Consider the following 19,991-nt stretch of genomic DNA (forward strand, 5'->3'; position numbering starts at 1 on the left):
CAGCTGGCCTAACCTTTGATGGAAAAATGAATACGCGAATTCGGCGCTGCCAGTTTGTCTTCCAGGCGCCGTCCCGGGTCTTTGCGTCTGCCTTGCAATTTGCGAGTATTCAGTAAAATGGCATGCTGTTTTTCGCGACGGTCGGCACGGCGTCTACCATCGGTCTGACGACGATCCACATCTGGCCAGGTACTTTCATCAGCCTCACTAGTCGCACCACCACTCGCCTGCGTAGTTGCGGCTGTTTGACGACGTTGCTGTGTGGTGTTTTGCGGCGTTTCTGCTGCCTGCTCAAACAGTCGGAATACTTTTAATGGAAACATGGCCTAAGTGCTTGCGAATATGACTCTTCACACTTAGAACGGTAAAATTGTGTAAAACTTTAGAAATTGCAGCTAAATTGGTTTAATTGTGATTAAACCAATTTTTCCATGGTGAAATTATTTGCTGAATTGTTTCACGCTTCATACCTTCAGGCGGAAGGGTGTGAAATTGGTATCGTTGTCGTAATAGTCTTCGTTTTCTATGCGTTTCAAGAAAGCCACGACTTTGTAGGTCACCGGCGTCATCACGACTTCCCAGCCGGTTTTCAAAATATATTGCGCCACCATGACAGTGATTAACTGACTGTTTGACCAGATGCCATAAAAGGCAATCACATAAAACAGGCTGGAATCGACAAATTCACCACATATGGTGGAACCTATGGTGCGCATCCATAACTGCTTGCCTTGCATGGCCACCTTCATCTTCGCCATCACATAACTGTTCACAAAGCTGCCGCACCAGAATGCGGTAATGGAACCAAGGATGATCCTGGGGGTATTGCCAAAGACGGCATTCAGATGCGTCTGGTATTCGGTATTGAACGGGTCTGCTGCCGGTGTCAGCGACAGCACGACGATGGACATCACGGCAGCAAACAGCAGTGCCCCAAACCCTGCCCAGATCACGCGCCGGTCGCGGCCATAGCCATATACTTCAGTCAGGATGTCGCCAAAAATATACGACACAGGGAAAAACAGTACACCCGCCCCAAATGTCACCGTGCCCAGTATCGGCAGGGTCACCTGGGCCGCCTTGGCCGCACCGATCAGGTTCGAACACAGCAATACCGTGACGAATGCCGCCATTACAAAATCATAGTATTTATAACTGCCAAGTGGGCGTGTCATAGGGATTGTCCTGATCAAAGCAAGAAATGAAAACTTGAATAAAGAACTCGCTGGCTAATATAAAGCAAGACGGGCAATCCTGCCTGCAAGCCTTCAGAATCATCTGGCAAGCCGATCAGGCTTGTCAATCTGCAGCAAAAGATTTGTAAAGGATGTGTTGGAAAATAGCTGGTGATCAATACTTCTGCATCAAGCTGGTGCAATTCAATGCCGAGTTGAACATCAGAGGGTCGACTAAAGTTTCTACCAGTTGCGATGATCCGGCAAAACCCTGTAGATGCGGCTGAAGTTTCAGTTTGCCACGCGTGGCAGCGAAGCGATCAGATCAGCAAAGCGCTGGCCCTGTATCATGATATGGCCGCGCAATAAATTCGCGGTCATCTCGGCTTCGCCCTGCAAGATGGCTTGCACTACTCCATCATGTTCATTGTAAGAATTGGCGATGCGGTCACGCACGCGCAATTGCAGGCGCCGGTAAGGGCGCAGGCGACGGTGCAGGTTCATGGCCTGTGTCGCCAGGAAATCATTGTGGCTACCCTGATAAATCAGGTAGTGAAAGACTTCATTCTTGTAAAAATATTCGTCAGGGTCTTCGGCATCACGCGCATCCTTGCAGGCTTCATGGGCGGTTTTTAAATCGGCCTGTTCCTGTTTTGACATGCGGCGTGCTGCCATACGTCCGCACATGGCTTCAAATTCGGCCATGACTTCAAACATTTCCACAAGTTGTTGTGGGCTGATGGTTGCCACCTGGGCACCACGTCGTGGACGCATTTCTATAATGCCCATGGAAGCCAGTTGTATCAGGGCTTCACGTATCGGTGTGCGGGATACACCAAATTGTTCTGCCAGCTCGGTTTCATCGAGATGATGACCAGGCTGGAGTTGTCCTGTTGCTATCAATTCTTCAATTTCTTCTCGCAGGCTGGCGGAACGGTTTTTCATTTTTTTGGTACATCAATATAAATCATGTAGCCAGTATATATTCAAGTTGACTTTGAATGCAAAATATAAGATCTTGTATACAAGAAGATTAAAAAAGCATACACAGAAGAAATTCTGGCAAAATATGCAAGACACAGGGCAAGGGACAGAATTTTGCCAAAACGAGATGTTTCATCCACAAAACCTTAGGAGTCATCATGTCGCAACTGAAGAGAAGAACAGTCTTACAAGCCCTGAGTCTTGCCCCATTGGCCGCAGCATGGTCACCCTTGACTGCGTGGGCACAAGCCACGACGCTGAAAATTTCCCATCAATTTCCTGGTGGTACGTTGGAAGAGGGCGATTTTCGTGACCGTCTGTGCCGCATGTTTGCCGCAGAAGTGCAAAAGCGCAGCAATGGCAGCCTGAAGTTTGAAATCTATCCCGGTTCTTCACTGATGAAGACCAATGCGCAATTCTCATCCATGCGCAAGGGGGCCCTGGATCTGTCCCTGGTACCCTTGTCGTATGCCGGTGGTGAGGTGCCAGAAGTGAATATCGGCCTCATGCCGGGCCTGGTGCCATCGTATGAAGTCGGTGCCGCCTGGAAGAATGCCGAAGTCGGCAAGGAACTCAATAAACTCTTGCTGGACAAGGGCATCGTTGTCGTCAGCTGGATCTGGCAGGCGGGTGGTGTGGCATCACGCACCAAGGCCGTGGTGGACCCGGATGATGTCAAGGGCATGAAGATACGCGGTGGTTCACGCGAAGTCGATCTGGTATTGAAAGCTGCCGGTGCTGCCGTGGTGTCGCTGCCATCGAATGAAATTTATGCCGCCATGCAGACAGGGGCGATGGAAGCTGCCATGACTTCGTCGACTTCGCTGATCTCTTTCCGCCTGGAAGAAGTCTCCAAATTCCTGACCAGCGGTCGTGGTCAAAGTTACTGGTATATGTTTGAGCCGTTGATGATGTCAAAAACGATTTTTGACAAGCTGACAAAAGACCAGCAAAACACCATCATGACAGTGGGTGCCGAGCTGGAAGCCTTCGCCATCAAGGCTGCGAAACAGGATGATATCGCCGTTGCCACCGTATATGAAAAGAAAGGTGCCAAAGTCGTTGATCTGAATGCCGCCACCGTCAAGAAATGGCAGGCAATTGCCCGCACCACGGCCTGGAAGGATTATGCCGACAAAAATGAAAACTGCGCCAAATTGCTGAAACTGGCGGAGAAATTGTTATGAGTCATGGCTTTGAAATAGCAAGCCCGAAAGGGCTTCCGGTACCAGACCATCCCTTTGTCGCCAGACTGGCCAAAGGATTGGAATGGATCAATAAAACCATCGTGCGCATATCCATGTTCGCCATGCTGTTGACGGCTTTTATCCTTACCTATTCTGTCGTCACGCGTTATCTGTTCAAGATACCTACAGACTGGCAAGATGAAGCCTCGGTCTTCATGCTGATAGGCGTGACTTTCTTTTCTGCGGCTTATGTGCAGTCTTATCGCGGTCATATAGGCATAGAGGTACTGTCATCGATCTTGCCACCAGCCATCAACCGCTTTCGCCTATTGCTGGTGGATATCATCAGCGCGGCGTTTTGCCTGTTTTTTTCCTGGAAATCCTGGACGCTGTTTCATGAAGCCTGGGTAGATGGACAAACTACCTCGTCAACATTTGCACCGCCGCTGTGGATACCCTATGCCATGATGGCTGCCGGCGTGACACTGCTGTCGCTGCAAATAGTGGTACAGGTGCTGGCTGCCATCACTGCCAAACGGAGGGCAGCATGAGTCCGCTTACCCTAGGTGTTTTATATGGCATCGTGACCCTGATCGTAATGTTTTCCGGCATGCCTATCGCTTTTGCGCTGGGTGTGGTGGCCACCGGTTTCATGTATTTTTTCATGCCTGCGGCATCGCTCGATACCATTACCCAGAATGTGTATGAAGAAATGGCATCGATCACCTTGCTGTCGATACCACTATTCATTTTAAAAGGCGCAGCCATCGGCAAGTCACCAGCCGGACGTGACCTGTATTCTGCCATCCATGCCTGGCTGCACAAGGTGCCGGGTGGCCTGGGTATTGCCAATGTCTTCGCCTGCGCCATGTTTGCGGCAATGGCTGGCTCTTCCCCTGCGACCTGTTCAGCGATTGGTTCTGCCGGTATCCCTGAAATGCGCAGACGTGGTTATTCGCCCGGCTTTGCTGCGGGCATCATTGCTGCTGGTGGTACCCTGGGTATCTTGCTGCCACCGTCGATTACCATGATCCTGTATGCAGTTGCTGCCGAACAGTCGCTGGGACGCTTGTTCCTGGCTGGCATAGGCCCTGGTATCCTGCTGGTGATTCTGTTTTCCGGTTATGCCGTATATCGCGCACGCCGTGAGTATGCAGTTGCTTATCAAGCTTACCAGCAGGGCGGCGTTAAATCAGCCTATCTGGAAGAAGAGCATTTCACACTCGCGCAAAAAGTCGAAATGCTGCCGCGTGTGCTGCCCTTCGTCATCCTGCTCATCGGTGTCATGGTGGCCTTGTATGGCGGCTATGCCACACCGTCCGAAACAGCAGGTCTGGGTGCCTTGCTGGCGATGGTGCTGATCGCCATCGTCTACGGCGTCTGGCGACCAAAAGATATTTCGCCCTTCATCACCTCGACTATCAAAGAATCGACGATGCTACTGTTCATCATCGGCATGTCGCTGCTCTATTCTTATGTCATGAGTTATCTGCATATCAGCCAGTCGGCCGCGCAGTGGGTGGTCGATCTGCATCTGAGTAAATGGATGTTGCTGACGGTGATCTTGCTGATGGTGGTGGTGTTTGGTTTCTTCCTGCCGCCGGTATCGATTATCCTGATGATGTGTCCCATCATCTTGCCGCCATTGAAAGTGGCAGGGTTTGACCTGATCTGGTTTGGTGTGGTCATGACCATTGTCATGGAGATGGGTTTGATACATCCACCCGTGGGCCTGAATATTTTTGTCATCAAGAATATCGCGCCAGACATACCCTTGAAGGATATCGTCTGGGGTGTCATGCCTTTTCTGTTGTTGATGCTGGTGGCGGTGATTTTATTGTGTGTATTCCCGCATATCGCAACCGCATTTCCTGATGCCTTGATGGGAGCAAAATGATGACCGCAACCGGTCGCTGGAATACCCTGCAAACCAACCGCCAGCAGCGCCTGCAAAGGGCTGCCGACGTACTGGGTAATGATTTGCAGGGCAAACTATTTCCGCAGCAGCGCATAGGCGACTGCCTGCATGCGGTACTGGAAGCAGGCGACCGGGTTTGCCTGGAGGGAAACAACCAGAAACAGGCTGATTTCCTGGCCAGGGCACTGACTAAACTGGATGCAGCACGCATTCACGATTTGCACATGCTGTTGTCCGTGCTGGCCTTGCCTGAACATCTGGATGTGTTTGACAAAGGCATTGCCAGCAAGCTGGATTTTTCTTTTTCCGGCCCGCAGGCGGCACGCCTGGCCAAGCTTGCTTCTGGCGGGAAATTGAATATCGGTGCCATCCATACTTACCTGGAATTGTATGCGCGTTACTTTGTTGACCTGACTCCACGGGTGGCACTTGTGGCAGCACAATCGGCTGACCGCGCAGGTAATTTGTATACCGGCCCCAATACCGAAGACACACCAACGATAGTTGAAGCTACGGCATTCAAATCCGGCATCGTGATTGCCCAGGTTAATGAAATCGTCGATGTCCTGCCGCGTGTTGATATACCCGCTGGCTGGGTGGATTTTGTGGTGCAGGCGCCGACACCGCATTACATAGAACCATTGTTCACCCGCGACCCGGCTTTGATTTCCGAAATACAGGTCCTGATGGCGATGATGGCCATCAAGGGTATCTATGCCGAATATGAAGTAAAACGTCTCAACCACGGCATAGGCTTTGACACTGCCGCGATAGAATTGTTGTTGCCTACCTATGCAGCATCGCTGGGTCTGAAAGGCAAGATTGCCAGCCACTGGGCATTGAACCCGCACCCGGCACTGATACCCGCGATAGAAGCAGGCTTTGTCGAATCCGTGCATTCCTTTGGTTCTGAGCTGGGCATGGAAGACTATATCCGCGCCCGACCTGATGTTTTCTTTGTCGGTGCAGACGGTTCCATGCGCAGCAACCGTGCGCTGTCGCAGGCAGCAGGGCATTATGCCTGCGATATGTTCATCGGTTCTACACTGCAAATCGATTTGCAGGGCAATTCATCGACCGCAACGCTGGGTCGTATTGCCGGTTTCGGTGGCGCGCCGAATATGGGTGCTGATGCACGCGGCCGTCGCCATGCCAGCCCGGCCTGGTTAAAAGCTGGCCGTGAAGCAAGGGCAGGCAGCAATCAGATACCGCGCGGGCAAAAACTGGTGGTGCAGATGGTAGAGACTTTCCGTGAACACATGCAACCTGCCTTTGTAGAAAAACTCGATGCCTGGCAACTGGCAGAACAGGCCAATATGGCCATACCACCGGTGATGATTTATGGTGATGATGTCACCCATATCCTGACCGAAGAAGGTATTGCCAACCTGCTCTTGTGCCGTAGCGAAGAAGAGCGCGAACAGGCCATACGCGGTGTCGCAGGTTATACACCGGTCGGGCTGACACGTGACAAACGCATGGTAGAAAACCTGCGTGACCGTGGCATTATCAAACGTGCAGAAGACATGGGCATAGACAAGCGCATGGCCACGCGTGATCTGCTGGCCGCAAAGAATATGAAAGACCTGGTACGTGCATCTGGCGGTTTATATCAACCACCCAAGCGTTTCAGGAACTGGTAAGGATCGTCATCATGGAAACTTTGGTATACCGCTTTGAACAAGGACAGCGCAAGCTGGGATTGGGGGCGCCGGCGCAACTGGTCGGCGTGGTCAGTTCAGGCAACCTCGAAGTGCTGGTGCAGTCGCTGGATTTACAATCGGCGTGTGAGATAGAAATCAGCACGGCTGCGGTTGGCTTTGGCGCGATCTGGCAAGCAGTCATGAACGACTTTAACCAGCGCTGGCAACTGGCCGATTGTCGCATTGCCATCAACGACATGGGCGCAACCCCGGCTGTTGTCAGCCTGCGCATGGATCAGGCGATAGAAGCCTGTCTGGAGCAGAACAAATGAGCAGCTATCTGGAAGCAAGTGCGAGGCAAAGAGTTACCGCACTGATCAGCGATTTCACAGAATTTCTGCCACCAGCCAGACAATGGACCAGCCCGCATCTGCCGCAACTGAATGCACCGGTTTCTTTTGATGATGGCGTCGTCATCGGTCGCGGTACGCTGGATGGCAAGCAGGTCTATGTCGCGGCACAGGAAGGTGGCTTCATGGGCGGCGCAGTCGGCGAAGTGCATGGTGCCAAGCTGGTGGGGCTGATGCGTGCTGCTGTCATCCACAAGCCACAGGCGCTGATACTGCTGGCAGAATCGGGTGGTGTGCGCCTGCATGAAGCCAATGCGGGCCTGATTGCCGTGTCTGAAGTCATGCGCGCCTTGCTGGCTGTACGTGCCGCAGGCATACCCGTCATCGTCGTCATTGGTGGCAGTAATGGCTGCTTTGGTGGCATGGGCATCGTTTCACGCTGCGCGAATGTCATCATCATGTCGGAAGAAGCGCGGCTGGCCATGTCTGGCCCCGAAGTTATAGAAACCGCCAACGGCGTAGAAGAATTTGATTCACGTGACCGCGCCCTGGTATGGCGTACCACTGGTGGCAAACACCGCTATCTGCTGGGCGATTGCCAGATGCTGGTGGCAGACGATGATGCTGCATTCAAGGCCGCAGTTGCGCAGGCTATAGACCAGTACTCTACCACCGAAGCCGCACTCAGCCTGACTGAACTGGAAGCAGAACAACGCATGCTGAGCGAACGTCTGCAAGATTTTGGCGACAAGAAAGAACCGATGGACATCTGGTCTGCCATGGGTGTCAGACAGCCCGAAGATCTGGCCATGCTCGATACACAGGCTTTTCTGCAACTGACAGCCGGGCTCAGGCAAAACAAGCACTACTATGCTGACACGGATGGAGGGCAATAATGGATAGCATGCAATTGCTGGGACAATTATTTCCACAAGGCCATCAGGTCACGGTCACGGATGATTTCATATCTGGTACAGCAAAAATCGATGGACAGGCCATCAGTGTGATCGGCACCAGTAGTCATACACCCATAGGTGTGGAAATTGCATTGGCGCAGGCCAAGGCCGTGCTGGTGACAGTGCGGGATTTTCCGCAAAGGCCGATACTCTTGCTGGTGGACACCCAGGGCCAGCGTCTGCGTCATCGTGATGAAATGCTGGGCATTAACAGCTATATGGCACATCTGGGAAAATGTCTGGAGCTGGCAAGACATTCTGGCCACAAGATCATTGCCCTGGTCTATGACCAGGCACTGTCTGGCGGCTTTATCACCAGCGGCATGATGGCCGATGCCTGTTATGCCTTGCCGGAAGCGACCATACGCGTCATGGGCTTGCCCGCCATGGCACGCATTACCAAAGTGGCAGAAGACAGATTGACCGAACTGGCGCAGGATAATCCGGTATTTGCCCCAGGTCCAAAAAACTATGAACGCATGGGTGGTGTGCAGGCAATTTGGGACGGCGATCTTGCCGCCTGCCTGCGCACAGCCCTGGCACAGGCCGATGCAAGTGACCAACGCAGCGCCCTGGGCCAGCAGCGCGGTGGCCGCCGCATGGCGCAGCAGGTGATAGACGCGATACTGCTACAGGCACAAGAAGACTAAGGTATGGATGGCATGTCTGGCATTCCGCAATATCAAAGGCATGATCTGGTCTGGCTTGATGATGAAGCCTGGGGCGCTGTATTGCAGACTACATTATTGCAGACCGCCGCAGCGCCAGACATGCTGAGGCAGTGGCAGCAGCAGGAATGGCCAGCCGTGGTGACGCGCCGTCATCCCGACGTGGCAGAAGATGAAGTTTGCATAGGTTTTCCCTTGCCACCTGTGGATGGCAACAAGCCAAGGTTTGCCGCCGTTGTCAAGGCAGAACACATTGTAGTCCATCAGTCGGCCCTATCTTTACATGGTGTGCTTGCGGTTGCCCCGGTCAACTGGCAGGCTGCACTACAGAACCTGCATCAGCAGGCATTGATAGCGGGTATCAAGTTGCGTGTCTATGGTTCTTTGGCGATGCAGTTTTTGACCGGACAAAACTATCTGAGTGCAACATCCGACATCGACATCCTGTTTCGTCCTTTCCATCAGGCGCAATTGCGTGCCGGTCTGGCACTGCTGCAAGAATTTCAACAACTATTGCCGCTGGATGGAGAAATCGTATTCCCCGGTGAAGCAGCAGTCGCATGGAAGGAATGGGCCTTGCCCGCCGATACAGAACAGGAATTCAACCAGCAACGTGTCATCGTCAAAGGCATGCACAGTGTCAGTCTGCGTACCCGGCAGAGTCTGCTTGCGCATTTGTCTGAAGGTGAATTACCATGCTGACGCGGCTAAAATCCGTTGCTGAATCTGGTTTTCCCTTGTGGCAAAGCGTGGCAAAGTCAGGCCGGCAATATCCCTATGCAAAACACATCGCCAGACTGGCTGTGCGCAGTCTGTATGCCGAGCTAGTCCTGTATCCCAAACCGGGTCTGGTGTCCCTGCGGGACAATGGCAGCCACCATGATATGGATGCATCATGCTTCATGCGTAGTCTGTTTTCGCTGCGCCATTATTTCAGGGCCATCGCCATCGCCGGTGCACAGGGTGCTGAATTTCACGAACTGAAAGCCCTGGGCATAGTGGCAGAGCAGCGCATGTTGCAGGCGACCAGGGGCATCAATACCCATCGCGGTGCCATCTTTGCCCTGGGCATGCTTAGTGCGGCTGCCGGATATTGCCTTGCCCGTGATCAGACCGTGACGGCTGCGGCATTACGGCAAACCATTGTCACGCAATGGGGCAAGGCACTGCGCATGCATAGCCTGCCACCCGTGAGCGAGACGCACAGTCATGGGCAGCAGGCAGCGAAGCAATATGCAGCGAGCGGTGCCAGGGAAGAAGCGGCGCTGGGTTTTCCTTCCATCTTCGAACTGGCGTTGCCGCGATTGCAGCAAAGTCTGGATGAAGGCCGCAGCCTGTATCTGGCACAAGTGGACAGTTTTTTTAGCCTGATGGCACGTATCAGCGACACCAATCTGTATCACCGTGGCGGTACCGAGGGGATTGCCTATGCACGGCATGCCGCGCAACAGTTTTTGGATCAGGGGGGCACAGCTCATCCACAATGGCTACACATTGCAGAATGCTGCCATAAGCAATTCATTGCGCGCAGGCTGTCACCCGGCGGCGCAGCAGACATGCTGGCTGCAACGTGCTTCGTACATCATTGTGCAGAAATATTCTCTCTAAGTACTGGTCATGAATAAATTTGCCCTGCTTTGTCCGGGTCAAGGTGCGCAGTCAGCACAGATGTTTTCGCTGGCCAGTCAACATGCTGGTGCTGCCAGTTTTTTACAGGATGTATTAAAGCAAACTATCCATCAGCATATGCTTGCAGATGCGCTGTCGTCGACAGAACTCTTGTTTGAAAACCGCTATGCCCAGCCCTTGCTGGTTGCCGCTACCCTGGCCAATTGGCTGGCGTTAAGAGAGTACTTGCCCAACCCCGACCTGGTTGCCGGTTATAGTGTAGGCGAAGTGGCAGCCCACGCCGTTAGTGGTAGCCTGGGAGTGCATGCCGCACTGGAACTCGCCAAGGGGCGCGCAGCCCTGATGCAGGCTTGCGTGCAGGCACCGCAACGCATGCTGGCAGTGTCTGGTGTTGCCATTGCCGATATACAGAGTTTTGCTGCCAGCCATGATTTGCATGTCGCCATCATCACAGCAGATAACAAGGCCATTATCGCGGGTCTGGAAAAACATATCAGCGCTGCTTTACCCGACATAGCGTGCTTGCCCGGGCATGATATTACTTACACCGAAATTGCAGTGTATATCGCGTCACACACCCCGCTTATGCAGGCCGCGGCACCAGGCTTCGCCCAACTGCTGCAAGACACAGCCATGCGTGAAGCTGATGCATTTGTGCTGGCTGGTGTGAGCGGGGAGGCTGTCACCAAGCCTGTAACAATACGCAAAAATTTGTTGGACCAGATGACACAGACCATACAATGGCATACCTGCATGGATGCCCTTGCAGAAAATGGCATCCGCTTTGCGCTGGAACTGGGGCCAGGATCAGCATTATCAAAAATGCTGCAAACACGCCACCCGCAGATTACCTGTCGCTCCGTAGCTGATTTCCGTAGTCCTGAAGGCGTTATACAGTGGGTACAGCGCCAGCAAGAGAATTGATTTTTTTACCTTAGCCACTATAACCTGGAGTTAGCATGAAACGCATTACACTGAAGCCTGTCTTTATTTCCATTATTATCGCCATGTCTCTCAATACTCTGGCCCAGGCTGCCGAACGTTTGCCTACCATCCCACCGTCACAATATACGGATGAACAGAAAAAAGCGGCCGAGGATTTTCTCGCCACACGCAAAGTCCCTGTGTTCGGTCCTTTCGAACCACTGATGCACAGCCCGCAGGTGATGACACAGGCGCGTTCCATGGGGGATTATCTGCGCTATCAGTCTGCACTTGGTACCACACTCAGTGAACTGGTCATACTTATCACCGCGCGCGAATGGTCGCAGGATTATGAATGGTATGTGCACCATCCTATCGCCCTGAAAGCCGGTATTAAACCAGAAGTGACAGCCGCCATCGCTGACGGCAGGCGTCCGGTAGGCATGACTGAAGATGAAGAAATCGTGTATGACTTTTCTACAGAGTTGCACAAAAACAAACGTGTATCAGACCGTACCTATGCACGTGCAGAAAAGCGTTTTGGCAATAAAGGTATAGTTGATCTGACAGGTATCAATGCCTACTACACTTTGCTGGCGATGCAGATGAATGTGGCGCAGTACCAGTTGCCAAAGGATGGGAAAAAATTGGTACGTTTCCCAGAGTGATGCTTGTTAGCTTCTTCTTGAAGGAAAGCTAATGCGGACAAAAAATATGGGGCCAATGCCCCATATTTTTTAAATCTGCCAGTTTATCTGCTATCAATAACGACGACGCTGCTGACCACCACCTGATGGACCGCGCGTTTCAATATGGCGGAAAGTAATTCTGCCCTTGCTCAAATCATACGGTGACAATTCCAGCGTCACCTTGTCGCCAGCGAGTATGCGGATGTGATGCTGACGCATTTTGCCGGACGTATAAGCGATCAGCTTGTGACCGTTTTCAAGATTCACACGAAAACGTGAATCGGGCAGCACTTCTTCAACTTGACCATTCATTTCCAACAGTTCTTCTTTTGCCATGGGTTTTTCATCTTTATAGTAGGTGAGACAACAGCACACAGACGGCGTCTCATATGAACAGATGATCGCAATCATCTGCAAGGGAATACAGTGAACTCGCTGGTAGTCGGACTATCAGACTGTCAGGCCTGAAAGCCGGTGCATCGAGGTTGAAGTAGGCTGTGCAGCCCATGGCTGTGGCCATCAGGTCATCACAGTGCGTTGATACAAAGGCAGATAGGTAATGCAAAGGGCGATGGAGCACTTTTCGCAGCTTGCTGCCGGTATTGCAATTACAGAAACCCGGCTTTTTTCAGACGCGCGAAATTCAGTTATACCCGGATTATACTCTCTTGCACCAATTTCGCCGCATTTGCTTGCAGATCGTGGATAAAAAGACGAAATTAATATCAATTTAATATTTAAATGAAATTCCACCTCGCTTTTGCGCATCAGCAATGTAGTCGTATTGGTAATTGCAACACGGCGCAGCAGCCAGACTCTTTAGAATGATGCTGGAATATCAAGATTTTGAGAACAATATCCTTTCCTTGAATTTGATATGCCCCGGCGTATAGTAATTTTTTGACCAGTCTTCATCATTGAATTTAAGCCTGAGTGGGGTGGCTTTTTGTGCCGTGCTGACTGCGGCCCTGAATGCATAGTGGTCGACCAGCCGCACTGCTTCAATCGCAAAGACAGTAGCGACTTCCTGATCGTAAATGGCAATCAGATTGTCGCCGTTTTCCTGTTCGCCACCTTCCGCCAGATTCGATGAGCCAAAGAAAACCACTGGCTTGCTGTCATTGAAATCCACCACCACGAATTTATGGTGGATTTTATGCGCCAGGCCTTCCTGCATTTCTTTATTGAACGGTGGCGGCACCAGTTTATTCAAGGCTGCCGACGTGACCAGTACGCCAGGTTTCCCGGGCGAATAGACTTGTACGCCGGAAGTGGATTTTTTATTGTCAGCAGAATTTTTTTCGCCATCTTTACCACCAGGATTATCGGTAATGCCATACGAGAAAATTTTTCCGTCGTCGTGGATGGTCCTGAGTGTGTCCAGCACCGAACTTTGCCCAACCAGTGCCATGACAGCAAACAGCACAGAACTGTTTGCCGTGTTCATTTCGTTTTGCAGCCTGTCCAGAGAAAAGGCATTTTTCTTATGGGGTGCGAAACTGAAAACACTGGATGGCAGACCAGGTTTGTTAATGGCATATTCTTGTTGGGATATCTTGTCGGCCGTAAATTTGGGAGTACTCAGTCCGCCATTGAAAGCGGCTTCAAAGGATTGCGCATACAGTTGGGCCACATCACTGTCGCTAAAGATCGCAACATGGTTGGCATTGACGTACAGGCCAGTCACCGAAAAATTGGTGGAACCGGTCAGCACGCGCGCAGGTTTCCCCTTGATACGCATGACGAAGACTTTATTGTGCTGGTACCTTGAGAATTTCCCGGTTTTTACGTTTGCCTTTCCGGCCGATTTTTGCAGCAACGCCTCAGCCTGTGGTTCCAGTGCCTTATCCCCGACATGGGTAGCAGAGTTATCCATGACGATGCGTACCTTCTTGCCCAGAACTGCCAGCGCACGGACGATATCCGGTTCGTTGAAATCGTAGACCATGGCGTCCAGCGTGGCATCTTTGTTCAAATAACATTCGTTCAGAAAGTCAATGATCGCTACCCGCGCATGCGCACCCAGCCATTCATACTGGGCTACATAGTCGGCAGTGGGGAAATCAATCGCTTTCTGCTTCGGGCTGATCGTTTTCGCACCAAATTTGTCGGTATAAGCCTGAGACGATAAATACCCTCTTGTGAAAGCCAGTTCAAAATTCTTTTGTTTAAATGGCTGGCACATGGCCTTGATGCTGACCGTATCACCCGTAGTCAGCGCAGCGCTATGCGCGGCTGAAAATAATTTGACGGATACTTCATATTCAAGCTCGCCAAAGGCATCACTTGCCGGAAAATCAACCCACCAGAACTTCTGGAATGGCGCATCTTCCGACGAATGCCATTTTCTGTCCTTGGCAGTGGTCTCGTTGGTGTAATCCGATGTAAACGACAGTCTGTTGAGCAGCGGGCTCCAACTGCCACCTTTAAAGCGTCGTCGTATGGAAAAACCAGCCAGGTCCTTCCTCTTGTGTTCAGCCACGTTAAAGGCCAGCATCACGCATTGGTCACCGCTATAAGCGCGAACGGTAAGAGCACCGGAACTTGCTGAGGCAGAATGTGCAGAATGTGCAGAAGTACTCAGATTGCCAGACATGTTGCTTCTCCAGTTAATGAATCACATTGTTTTGAAATGAGCTTCAGTTCCGTCCTGATCCAAACTCTCCAACATCGCACGCTGACACTGCCACGCCCCCAGCCCTTACAAGGTGCGTCTGTGTGTATTTGTTATTATTTTAGTAATTTTTTTATCAGCACTTATGGCTACCTGAAGAAATTCATACGCAGTGACAGCGCGAGACTTTTCAGCAATAAGACAGGACGATCAAGTTTAAGGTTTTTTAATAATAGTTGCCATTATTTCTTGCTATTTAAAGCACAAATGAAGTTCGGCTGCATTGCTTGAAAGAGATTCCAGAGTCGTAGGGCGGGAATTCGGATAGTGGCGTCTACCCTATAGCTGGAAAACTGATCAGGAAGCGCCAAGTATTTTTTTGATTTTTGGATACATGGAGCGTGAAACCGGAATCTCGCTTGAAAATGCGGTATCGACTGAATACTTTCCTCCCGCATTGATAGACAAGCGCTTGAAGTGCTGCATATTCACTACATACGAGCGATGTATACGTACAAAACTCCGGGGCAGAATTCCCAGCATGTTCTCTAAAGATTTCTCATGGAAGTGCTGTTTTCCGTCGCAACAGACAATCTTGCTGTAATGCCCGTCAGCCTGCACAAAATCGATATCTGCAATAAGCAGTAATTCTATATTCCCCATCTTTTTAATCACCAGGCTGGCGCTTTGATTATCTGGTGGCCGGCGTTTCTCATAACGTTCAAATGCCAAAAACAGGCGTTCCTGGCTAAAGGGTTTGGGTACGAAGTCAATAACACCAAAACCAAATGCGGTCACTGCCTGCTCGGTATGTGCGGAAATAATAATTGTCTGCAAATTGGTCGCGTCCGGCTTGGCATCCATGTGATTCAATTGCAAAATTTTAAAACCATCATGGCCTGACAAATTCAAATCCAGCAATAACAGATCAAAACGTGTTTTATCCAGCAGGGCCAGGGCATCATCAATATCATCACATTGATGCAATTGATCAAGCTGCTCTCCAAAATAATCCCTTGCCTCGCGCAGCAGGCGTTGGGCGATCAAGGGCTCATCTTCAACGATCAGTAATTTCATGGGTTTTCTTCGTCTGTTTCTGAACAGATTCTATGTAGAACTCATCCCTATTGATGAAATGAGTTTCAGATATCAGTGGCAATTGGAATCGTGCATGCCAAAAATCACCAACTTGCTCCGTTACATAGCTGGCGCGACCATCAAAAACTTCTTGTAAACTTTGTTGAATATAGTGAGTTCCTGTACCTGTCCCAGTGTGCGCTCTTGGGCTGACTACAGGTAGTTTCATTGCTATGCCCACAGACTCCATGCTGCGATGTATATGCAATTCAAACAGCGTTTCCTGTCTGTATTTATTGTGTGAAAATGCATTTTCCAATACAGTCAACAAAATGGCTGGCGGGATGCTGATCGCCGACAGATCACCTTCTACCTGCAAGGTGCATTTTTTTTGCAGGCGGGCACTCATAATTTCCAGATAATTCTGACACAACTCCAATTCCTGCGTCAAAGCGATCTGCGTGTGATTGGCATACTCGTTCAGCATTCTAAATTCGCGCCCCAATGCCTGGATAAATTCTTCCGCCTGTCGTGGCGACTGATGCAGTAATTCTCCCACCAGACTCAAGGAATTCATGAGGAAATGTGGTTGCAAACTGCGTCGCAGTAACTGATTTTCCAACTGAGTGGCTAACGCTGCTTTTTGCCTGTCATGGACAAACTGCCGTAGCAGTTGCAGCAAGATGCTGAATAATAGAAAACAGACACTCAGGCCAAAACCCGTTTCTACGAAATGGAAAGCGGGTATCAAAAAAAGTCCCAAAGAACAAATCACGACGACCAACCCTCTTTTACTGGCACTTTTCTGACGTTTATACGCAATGATACAGATGACCAAACTTGCTACAAGGGCGACGCCAAACATCACCTCACTCTTGTGATCAAAATAAGGACTGATGAAAGTCGTCGTGACAGTCAATACGGCCAGGATGCCAGTAATCAACATCAGGCGCTTGAAGCGGAAGTAAGCCAGAAAATACACCGGTAACAGGACAGAGAACAGGCAGGTCAGTCCTGCCACCAGATACAACCTGATCAAGTGAAATGGATACAGATAGCCAAACAGGCCGCGCCAGGCTTCAACGACCAGCAGGCAACTCGCCACCAGACACAATATTAAAAAAAGTACCCAGTGCATATGCCGCTGGTAAAACAAAGTCAGACCTGAGAATAGCAAGACTACCAGTAATAACGCACCGGCCAACAACAGGGGAAGAATAATCCCCGTGTTACTGGCCACATACAGGCTGTGCTGTTCCGTGATCGACAAATCATAGAAGGGATTCTTGATCTGGTTGTTGCCGTGATAGCTGGAAAGTTTTAATACCAGGCTGTGCATGCCTTGCTGTAATTGCTCAGGCGTCAGACTGACACTGTATTCTATAAATCCAGGTATTTCCTCTTTGGCCGAGATGCCCGGTTTGCCATTGCGTCCCACTTTGACACCATCAAGAAATAACTCGGAAGCTGCCAGCAAGGAAAAAGACAAGACTTTATTTCGCGTTGGCGTCTTAGGCATCAAAAATTGCGCTGATAGACAGTAATGCTGCATTGCTTTGAGATCGTGCAAAGAAAAGCCTGCCTGAACCGGCTGCCCGGATTGATCAGTCAGGGATGTCAGGCCCGTTTTACCACATTGGGAAAAATCACCCTGTAGATGCTGGAAACGCAGGTCCATCAAATCTACCTGCGCATGACAGGGGTCGAGCGCAAAGAGCAAAAGAACGAATAGCAGGCATTTTGTAAAAGTCGAAGTCATGAGAGGATTGTATCCATGTTTTTCGGCTGCAAAGTGCAAATCAGGTGGCACAAGTGCAGTTCGTGTGGTTTTTGCATTTTTCCTGTTGATGCATGACTAAGATGCCGGTTCTCTTTTGCCTATCGTCTGCGTCATCATCATGCGAAAAATATTTCTGTCTTTTCCATCCGTCATTTTTTTCATACTGATTTCCCCTGCCATGAATAGCCTGGCAGCGACAGTGCCGGGCGATGCACATACACAAATCCGGCTGAAAAAATTTGAACAATTCGTCGCTACCCAAATGACGAGAGATAAAATTCCGGGGTTATCGATAGGCTATCTGCAAGGTCAGGTGATGTGGGCCAAGGGCTATGGCTTTGCTGATCTCGAAAACAAGATTCCTGCAACTGCAAGCTCCAGCTATCGGCTGGCTTCCGTGACCAAACCCATGACTGCGGCTGCAATCCTGCAATTGGTGGATGACGGAAAAATCTCGCTTGATGCCGAGGTACAAAGCTATGTTCCGTATTTTCCGCGAAAGGCCTATCCCGTCACAGTGCGTCAGTTACTTGGTCATCTGGCGGGCATTAATGCTTACGTTAATCCACAATTGGAACAACATTTTAAAGACCACAAAAATACACGGGAATCGATCGCCGTATTTGAAAATTTTGACCTGATCGCTGAACCGGGCACGCGGTTTCGCTACACCAGCTACGGCTATAATTTGCTGGGTGCCATCATCGAAGGCGCATCAGGCATGTCATACAGTGATTACATGACAAAAAATATCTGGGGTTCTTTAGGCATGACGGCAACCAGGCTGGATGATCCCTACGACCTTATTCCTGAAAGGGTACGCGGCTACCAGCTGCGCAATCAGCAAATAAAACATGCCGAGTTTATTGATATCAGCAGCCGTTTTTCTGCTGGCGGAACACGTTCCAATGTCGTTGACATGCTCAAATTTGGTGATGGTATCAACCGTGGGCGCATCGTATCCAAAGACGGTCAGGATCTGATGTTTCGCTCCATGGTGACCAATCAAGGAAAATTTACCAATTACAGTGCTGGCTGGCTTACCAATCCTGTCAATGGCAGGTTTGCCATTTCACACGATGGAGTGCAGCCAGAGACATCCACCTATTTATTCTGTTTTCCTTCGCGGCAGTTGACGATTGCAGTCGCTGCCAATCTGCAAAGAGTCGATACCAGCGTCTTTGCCGAACAATTATTTGAAGCCATCACGGGTGAGGCATGGGATACCCCGCTGTATATTCATGATCCGCAGAAACGGGTGTATTACGATGCCATGAAAACGGTGTTCAATGAAGGCAATGCCTATTTTGAACGCACACAGTATAGCTATCTTGATGAAATCAAAGAGAACAAAATATTGGGTGAAGCATTCAGCCTGTTCAATCAAAATATGAAGTCCGGAAATTTGAAGAGCGATGCAGTGCAGACACAGCTTTTTATCAGCGAAACGCAACACCCGGCTGGGGGATTGCAATTACGTAAAGTCGGTTCTTACATGGCGAAAAAACTGCATGATAAGCACCACAAATTATCAGCTTATTCCAATACCGGGGCGATTGCCTTCTTTCATGACTACATTGCCTTGTACAAAAAAGACGGCGCTATTACCGCTGCTTTTCGTTTTGATGAGGCGTTTGAACGTCAAGTCGGGCAATTGTATGCTGCGTGGGAAAAAACAAGCCGCATCAAATTCTTCAAGCAAGATTTTGATATACAGAAATATATGAATGGCAGGGGTACAAGCATGGCCGACAGTGCGACTAAACTAGATAAAGCACTGGCAACACTTCGTCAAAATATGAAGAAGGCATTTCAAAATGCGGCAGTAACCCCTGACTATCTCGCAGATTTGAATATCCTGGTACAAGATTTGATCCATAGTGGCAATTCAGTGCACGCGCTGCAAATTGGAGAACTAGGGAAGGAACTTTACCCCATGTCTGATGCTGCCCTTGCACTTGCAGGTGTGTTGGAAGTTTCAGCAGGAGACAAAGATATGGGAATCGCCTCACTCAAAACGGCATTCAGCCTTAATCCTCAGGGCGAGGCCAGCGCCGCTAATCTCAATAGAGCGGCCTACCGGTTAAGAGAAATAAATGGACCCGAATTCGGATTGAAAATTCTTCATGCTGCGATAGAGTTGCATCCTGATGATGTCAATTTATACGATAGCCTGGGTGAGTTTTATGTCGTGTTGAAAATGAACAGGAAGGCGGTTCTCGCTTATCAAAAAGCGCTGGAGATCAACCCGGATTATCAAAACGCAAAATCAGCCAGGCAAACAATAAAAGAATTAACCATGACAAAAAATTGACTGGTAATTTGCTTTTAGTGCCAACTAGTGGACTGTAACAGTCCACTGATATCTACTCTTGTAGCCTTGCCTTTGTCATGAAA

19 protein-coding genes are annotated in these 19,991 nt (G+C 50.1%); 12 read left to right on the top strand and 7 right to left on the bottom strand.

The window, feature by feature from the left end:
• Positions 1-8 precede the first annotated feature (8 nt).
• From ACO0LK_RS23095 to ACO0LK_RS23105, 3 genes are all read right to left on the bottom strand, one after another.
• Positions 9-323 carry a hypothetical protein gene (locus ACO0LK_RS23095; protein ID WP_422979255.1) on the bottom strand — a complete coding sequence of 105 codons (315 nt, stop codon included), beginning with the start codon at positions 321-323 and terminating at the stop codon, positions 9-11.
• 141 nt (positions 324-464) lie between these two features.
• On the bottom strand, positions 465-1,175 hold the full coding sequence (locus ACO0LK_RS23100; protein ID WP_422979257.1) for a queuosine precursor transporter: 711 nt from the start codon (positions 1,173-1,175) through the stop codon (positions 465-467).
• A gap of 291 nt (positions 1,176-1,466) precedes the next feature.
• Complete coding sequence (locus ACO0LK_RS23105) at positions 1,467-2,120, bottom strand: GntR family transcriptional regulator (protein WP_422979259.1); 654 nt, start codon at positions 2,118-2,120, stop codon at positions 1,467-1,469.
• Between the two features lie 197 nt (positions 2,121-2,317).
• Between ACO0LK_RS23105 and dctP the strand changes: the two genes are divergently transcribed.
• From dctP to ACO0LK_RS23160, 11 genes are read left to right on the top strand one after another with little or no spacing between them, the layout of a single operon-like run.
• Positions 2,318-3,346: a TRAP transporter substrate-binding protein DctP gene (dctP, locus tag ACO0LK_RS23110; RefSeq protein WP_186950056.1), complete on the top strand. Its 1,029-nt coding sequence runs from the start codon at positions 2,318-2,320 to the stop codon at positions 3,344-3,346.
• The gene (locus tag ACO0LK_RS23115; RefSeq protein WP_422979261.1) at positions 3,343-3,897 is read left to right on the top strand and encodes a TRAP transporter small permease; all 555 of its coding nucleotides are present in this window, start codon (positions 3,343-3,345) and stop codon (positions 3,895-3,897) included. Before dctP ends, ACO0LK_RS23115 begins: the two co-directional genes overlap by 4 nt.
• Entirely contained in the window at positions 3,894-5,243 is a 1,350-nt protein-coding gene (locus ACO0LK_RS23120) for a TRAP transporter large permease (protein ID WP_186950060.1), read from the top strand. The genes ACO0LK_RS23115 and ACO0LK_RS23120 overlap by 4 nt, the downstream gene beginning before the upstream one ends.
• Positions 5,240-6,907, top strand: coding sequence for a malonate decarboxylase subunit alpha (gene mdcA, locus ACO0LK_RS23125; protein WP_422979264.1), 1,668 nt, complete (start codon positions 5,240-5,242; stop codon positions 6,905-6,907). The genes ACO0LK_RS23120 and mdcA overlap by 4 nt, the downstream gene beginning before the upstream one ends.
• A gap of 11 nt (positions 6,908-6,918) precedes the next feature.
• Positions 6,919-7,239 (top strand): malonate decarboxylase acyl carrier protein, encoded by a 321-nt coding sequence (gene mdcC / locus ACO0LK_RS23130; protein ID WP_422979265.1) that lies wholly within the window; start codon positions 6,919-6,921, stop codon positions 7,237-7,239.
• Positions 7,236-8,153, top strand: a complete 918-nt coding sequence (locus tag ACO0LK_RS23135; RefSeq protein ID WP_422979267.1) for a biotin-independent malonate decarboxylase subunit beta — start codon at positions 7,236-7,238, stop codon at positions 8,151-8,153. The genes mdcC and ACO0LK_RS23135 overlap by 4 nt, the downstream gene beginning before the upstream one ends.
• Entirely contained in the window at positions 8,153-8,863 is a 711-nt protein-coding gene (mdcE, locus tag ACO0LK_RS23140) for a biotin-independent malonate decarboxylase subunit gamma (protein WP_422979269.1), read from the top strand. The genes ACO0LK_RS23135 and mdcE overlap by 1 nt, the downstream gene beginning before the upstream one ends.
• Positions 8,864-8,866: 3 nt before the next feature.
• Positions 8,867-9,583: a malonate decarboxylase holo-[acyl-carrier-protein] synthase gene (gene mdcG, locus ACO0LK_RS23145; RefSeq protein ID WP_422979271.1), complete on the top strand. Its 717-nt coding sequence runs from the start codon at positions 8,867-8,869 to the stop codon at positions 9,581-9,583.
• Positions 9,577-10,506 (top strand): triphosphoribosyl-dephospho-CoA synthase MdcB, encoded by a 930-nt coding sequence (gene mdcB / locus ACO0LK_RS23150; protein ID WP_422979273.1) that lies wholly within the window; start codon positions 9,577-9,579, stop codon positions 10,504-10,506. Before mdcG ends, mdcB begins: the two co-directional genes overlap by 7 nt.
• Positions 10,499-11,434, top strand: coding sequence for an ACP S-malonyltransferase (locus ACO0LK_RS23155; RefSeq protein ID WP_422979275.1), 936 nt, complete (start codon positions 10,499-10,501; stop codon positions 11,432-11,434). Before mdcB ends, ACO0LK_RS23155 begins: the two co-directional genes overlap by 8 nt.
• A 35-nt stretch (positions 11,435-11,469) precedes the next feature.
• A complete protein-coding gene (locus tag ACO0LK_RS23160; protein ID WP_422979277.1) occupies positions 11,470-12,102 on the top strand; it encodes a carboxymuconolactone decarboxylase family protein in 633 nt (210 codons plus the stop codon).
• A 93-nt stretch (positions 12,103-12,195) separates the two neighbouring features.
• On the opposite strand, the gene infA is transcribed toward ACO0LK_RS23160, so the two are convergent.
• The 4 genes from infA to ACO0LK_RS23180 all read right to left on the bottom strand — a co-directional run bounded on the left by infA (position 12,196) and on the right by ACO0LK_RS23180 (position 17,573).
• Positions 12,196-12,459 carry a translation initiation factor IF-1 gene (gene infA / locus ACO0LK_RS23165; protein WP_162039515.1) on the bottom strand — a complete coding sequence of 88 codons (264 nt, stop codon included), beginning with the start codon at positions 12,457-12,459 and terminating at the stop codon, positions 12,196-12,198.
• Positions 12,460-12,961: 502 nt separating this feature from the next.
• Entirely contained in the window at positions 12,962-14,719 is a 1,758-nt protein-coding gene (locus ACO0LK_RS23170) for a phospholipase D-like domain-containing protein (RefSeq protein WP_422979280.1), read from the bottom strand.
• A 375-nt stretch (positions 14,720-15,094) separates the two neighbouring features.
• A complete protein-coding gene (locus ACO0LK_RS23175) occupies positions 15,095-15,814 on the bottom strand; it encodes a LytR/AlgR family response regulator transcription factor (RefSeq protein ID WP_422979282.1) in 720 nt (239 codons plus the stop codon).
• Positions 15,795-17,573: a histidine kinase gene (locus tag ACO0LK_RS23180; protein ID WP_422979284.1), complete on the bottom strand. Its 1,779-nt coding sequence runs from the start codon at positions 17,571-17,573 to the stop codon at positions 15,795-15,797. Before ACO0LK_RS23180 ends, ACO0LK_RS23175 begins: the two co-directional genes overlap by 20 nt.
• Positions 17,574-17,772: 199 nt before the next feature.
• On the opposite strand from ACO0LK_RS23180, the gene ACO0LK_RS23185 reads away from it, so the two are divergent.
• Positions 17,773-19,908: a serine hydrolase gene (locus tag ACO0LK_RS23185; protein WP_422979286.1), complete on the top strand. Its 2,136-nt coding sequence runs from the start codon at positions 17,773-17,775 to the stop codon at positions 19,906-19,908.
• Positions 19,909-19,991: the final 83 nt, after the last annotated feature.

Source organism: Undibacterium sp. Ji49W, from assembly GCF_049340205.1.
Taxonomy (GTDB): domain Bacteria; phylum Pseudomonadota; class Gammaproteobacteria; order Burkholderiales; family Burkholderiaceae_D; genus Undibacterium.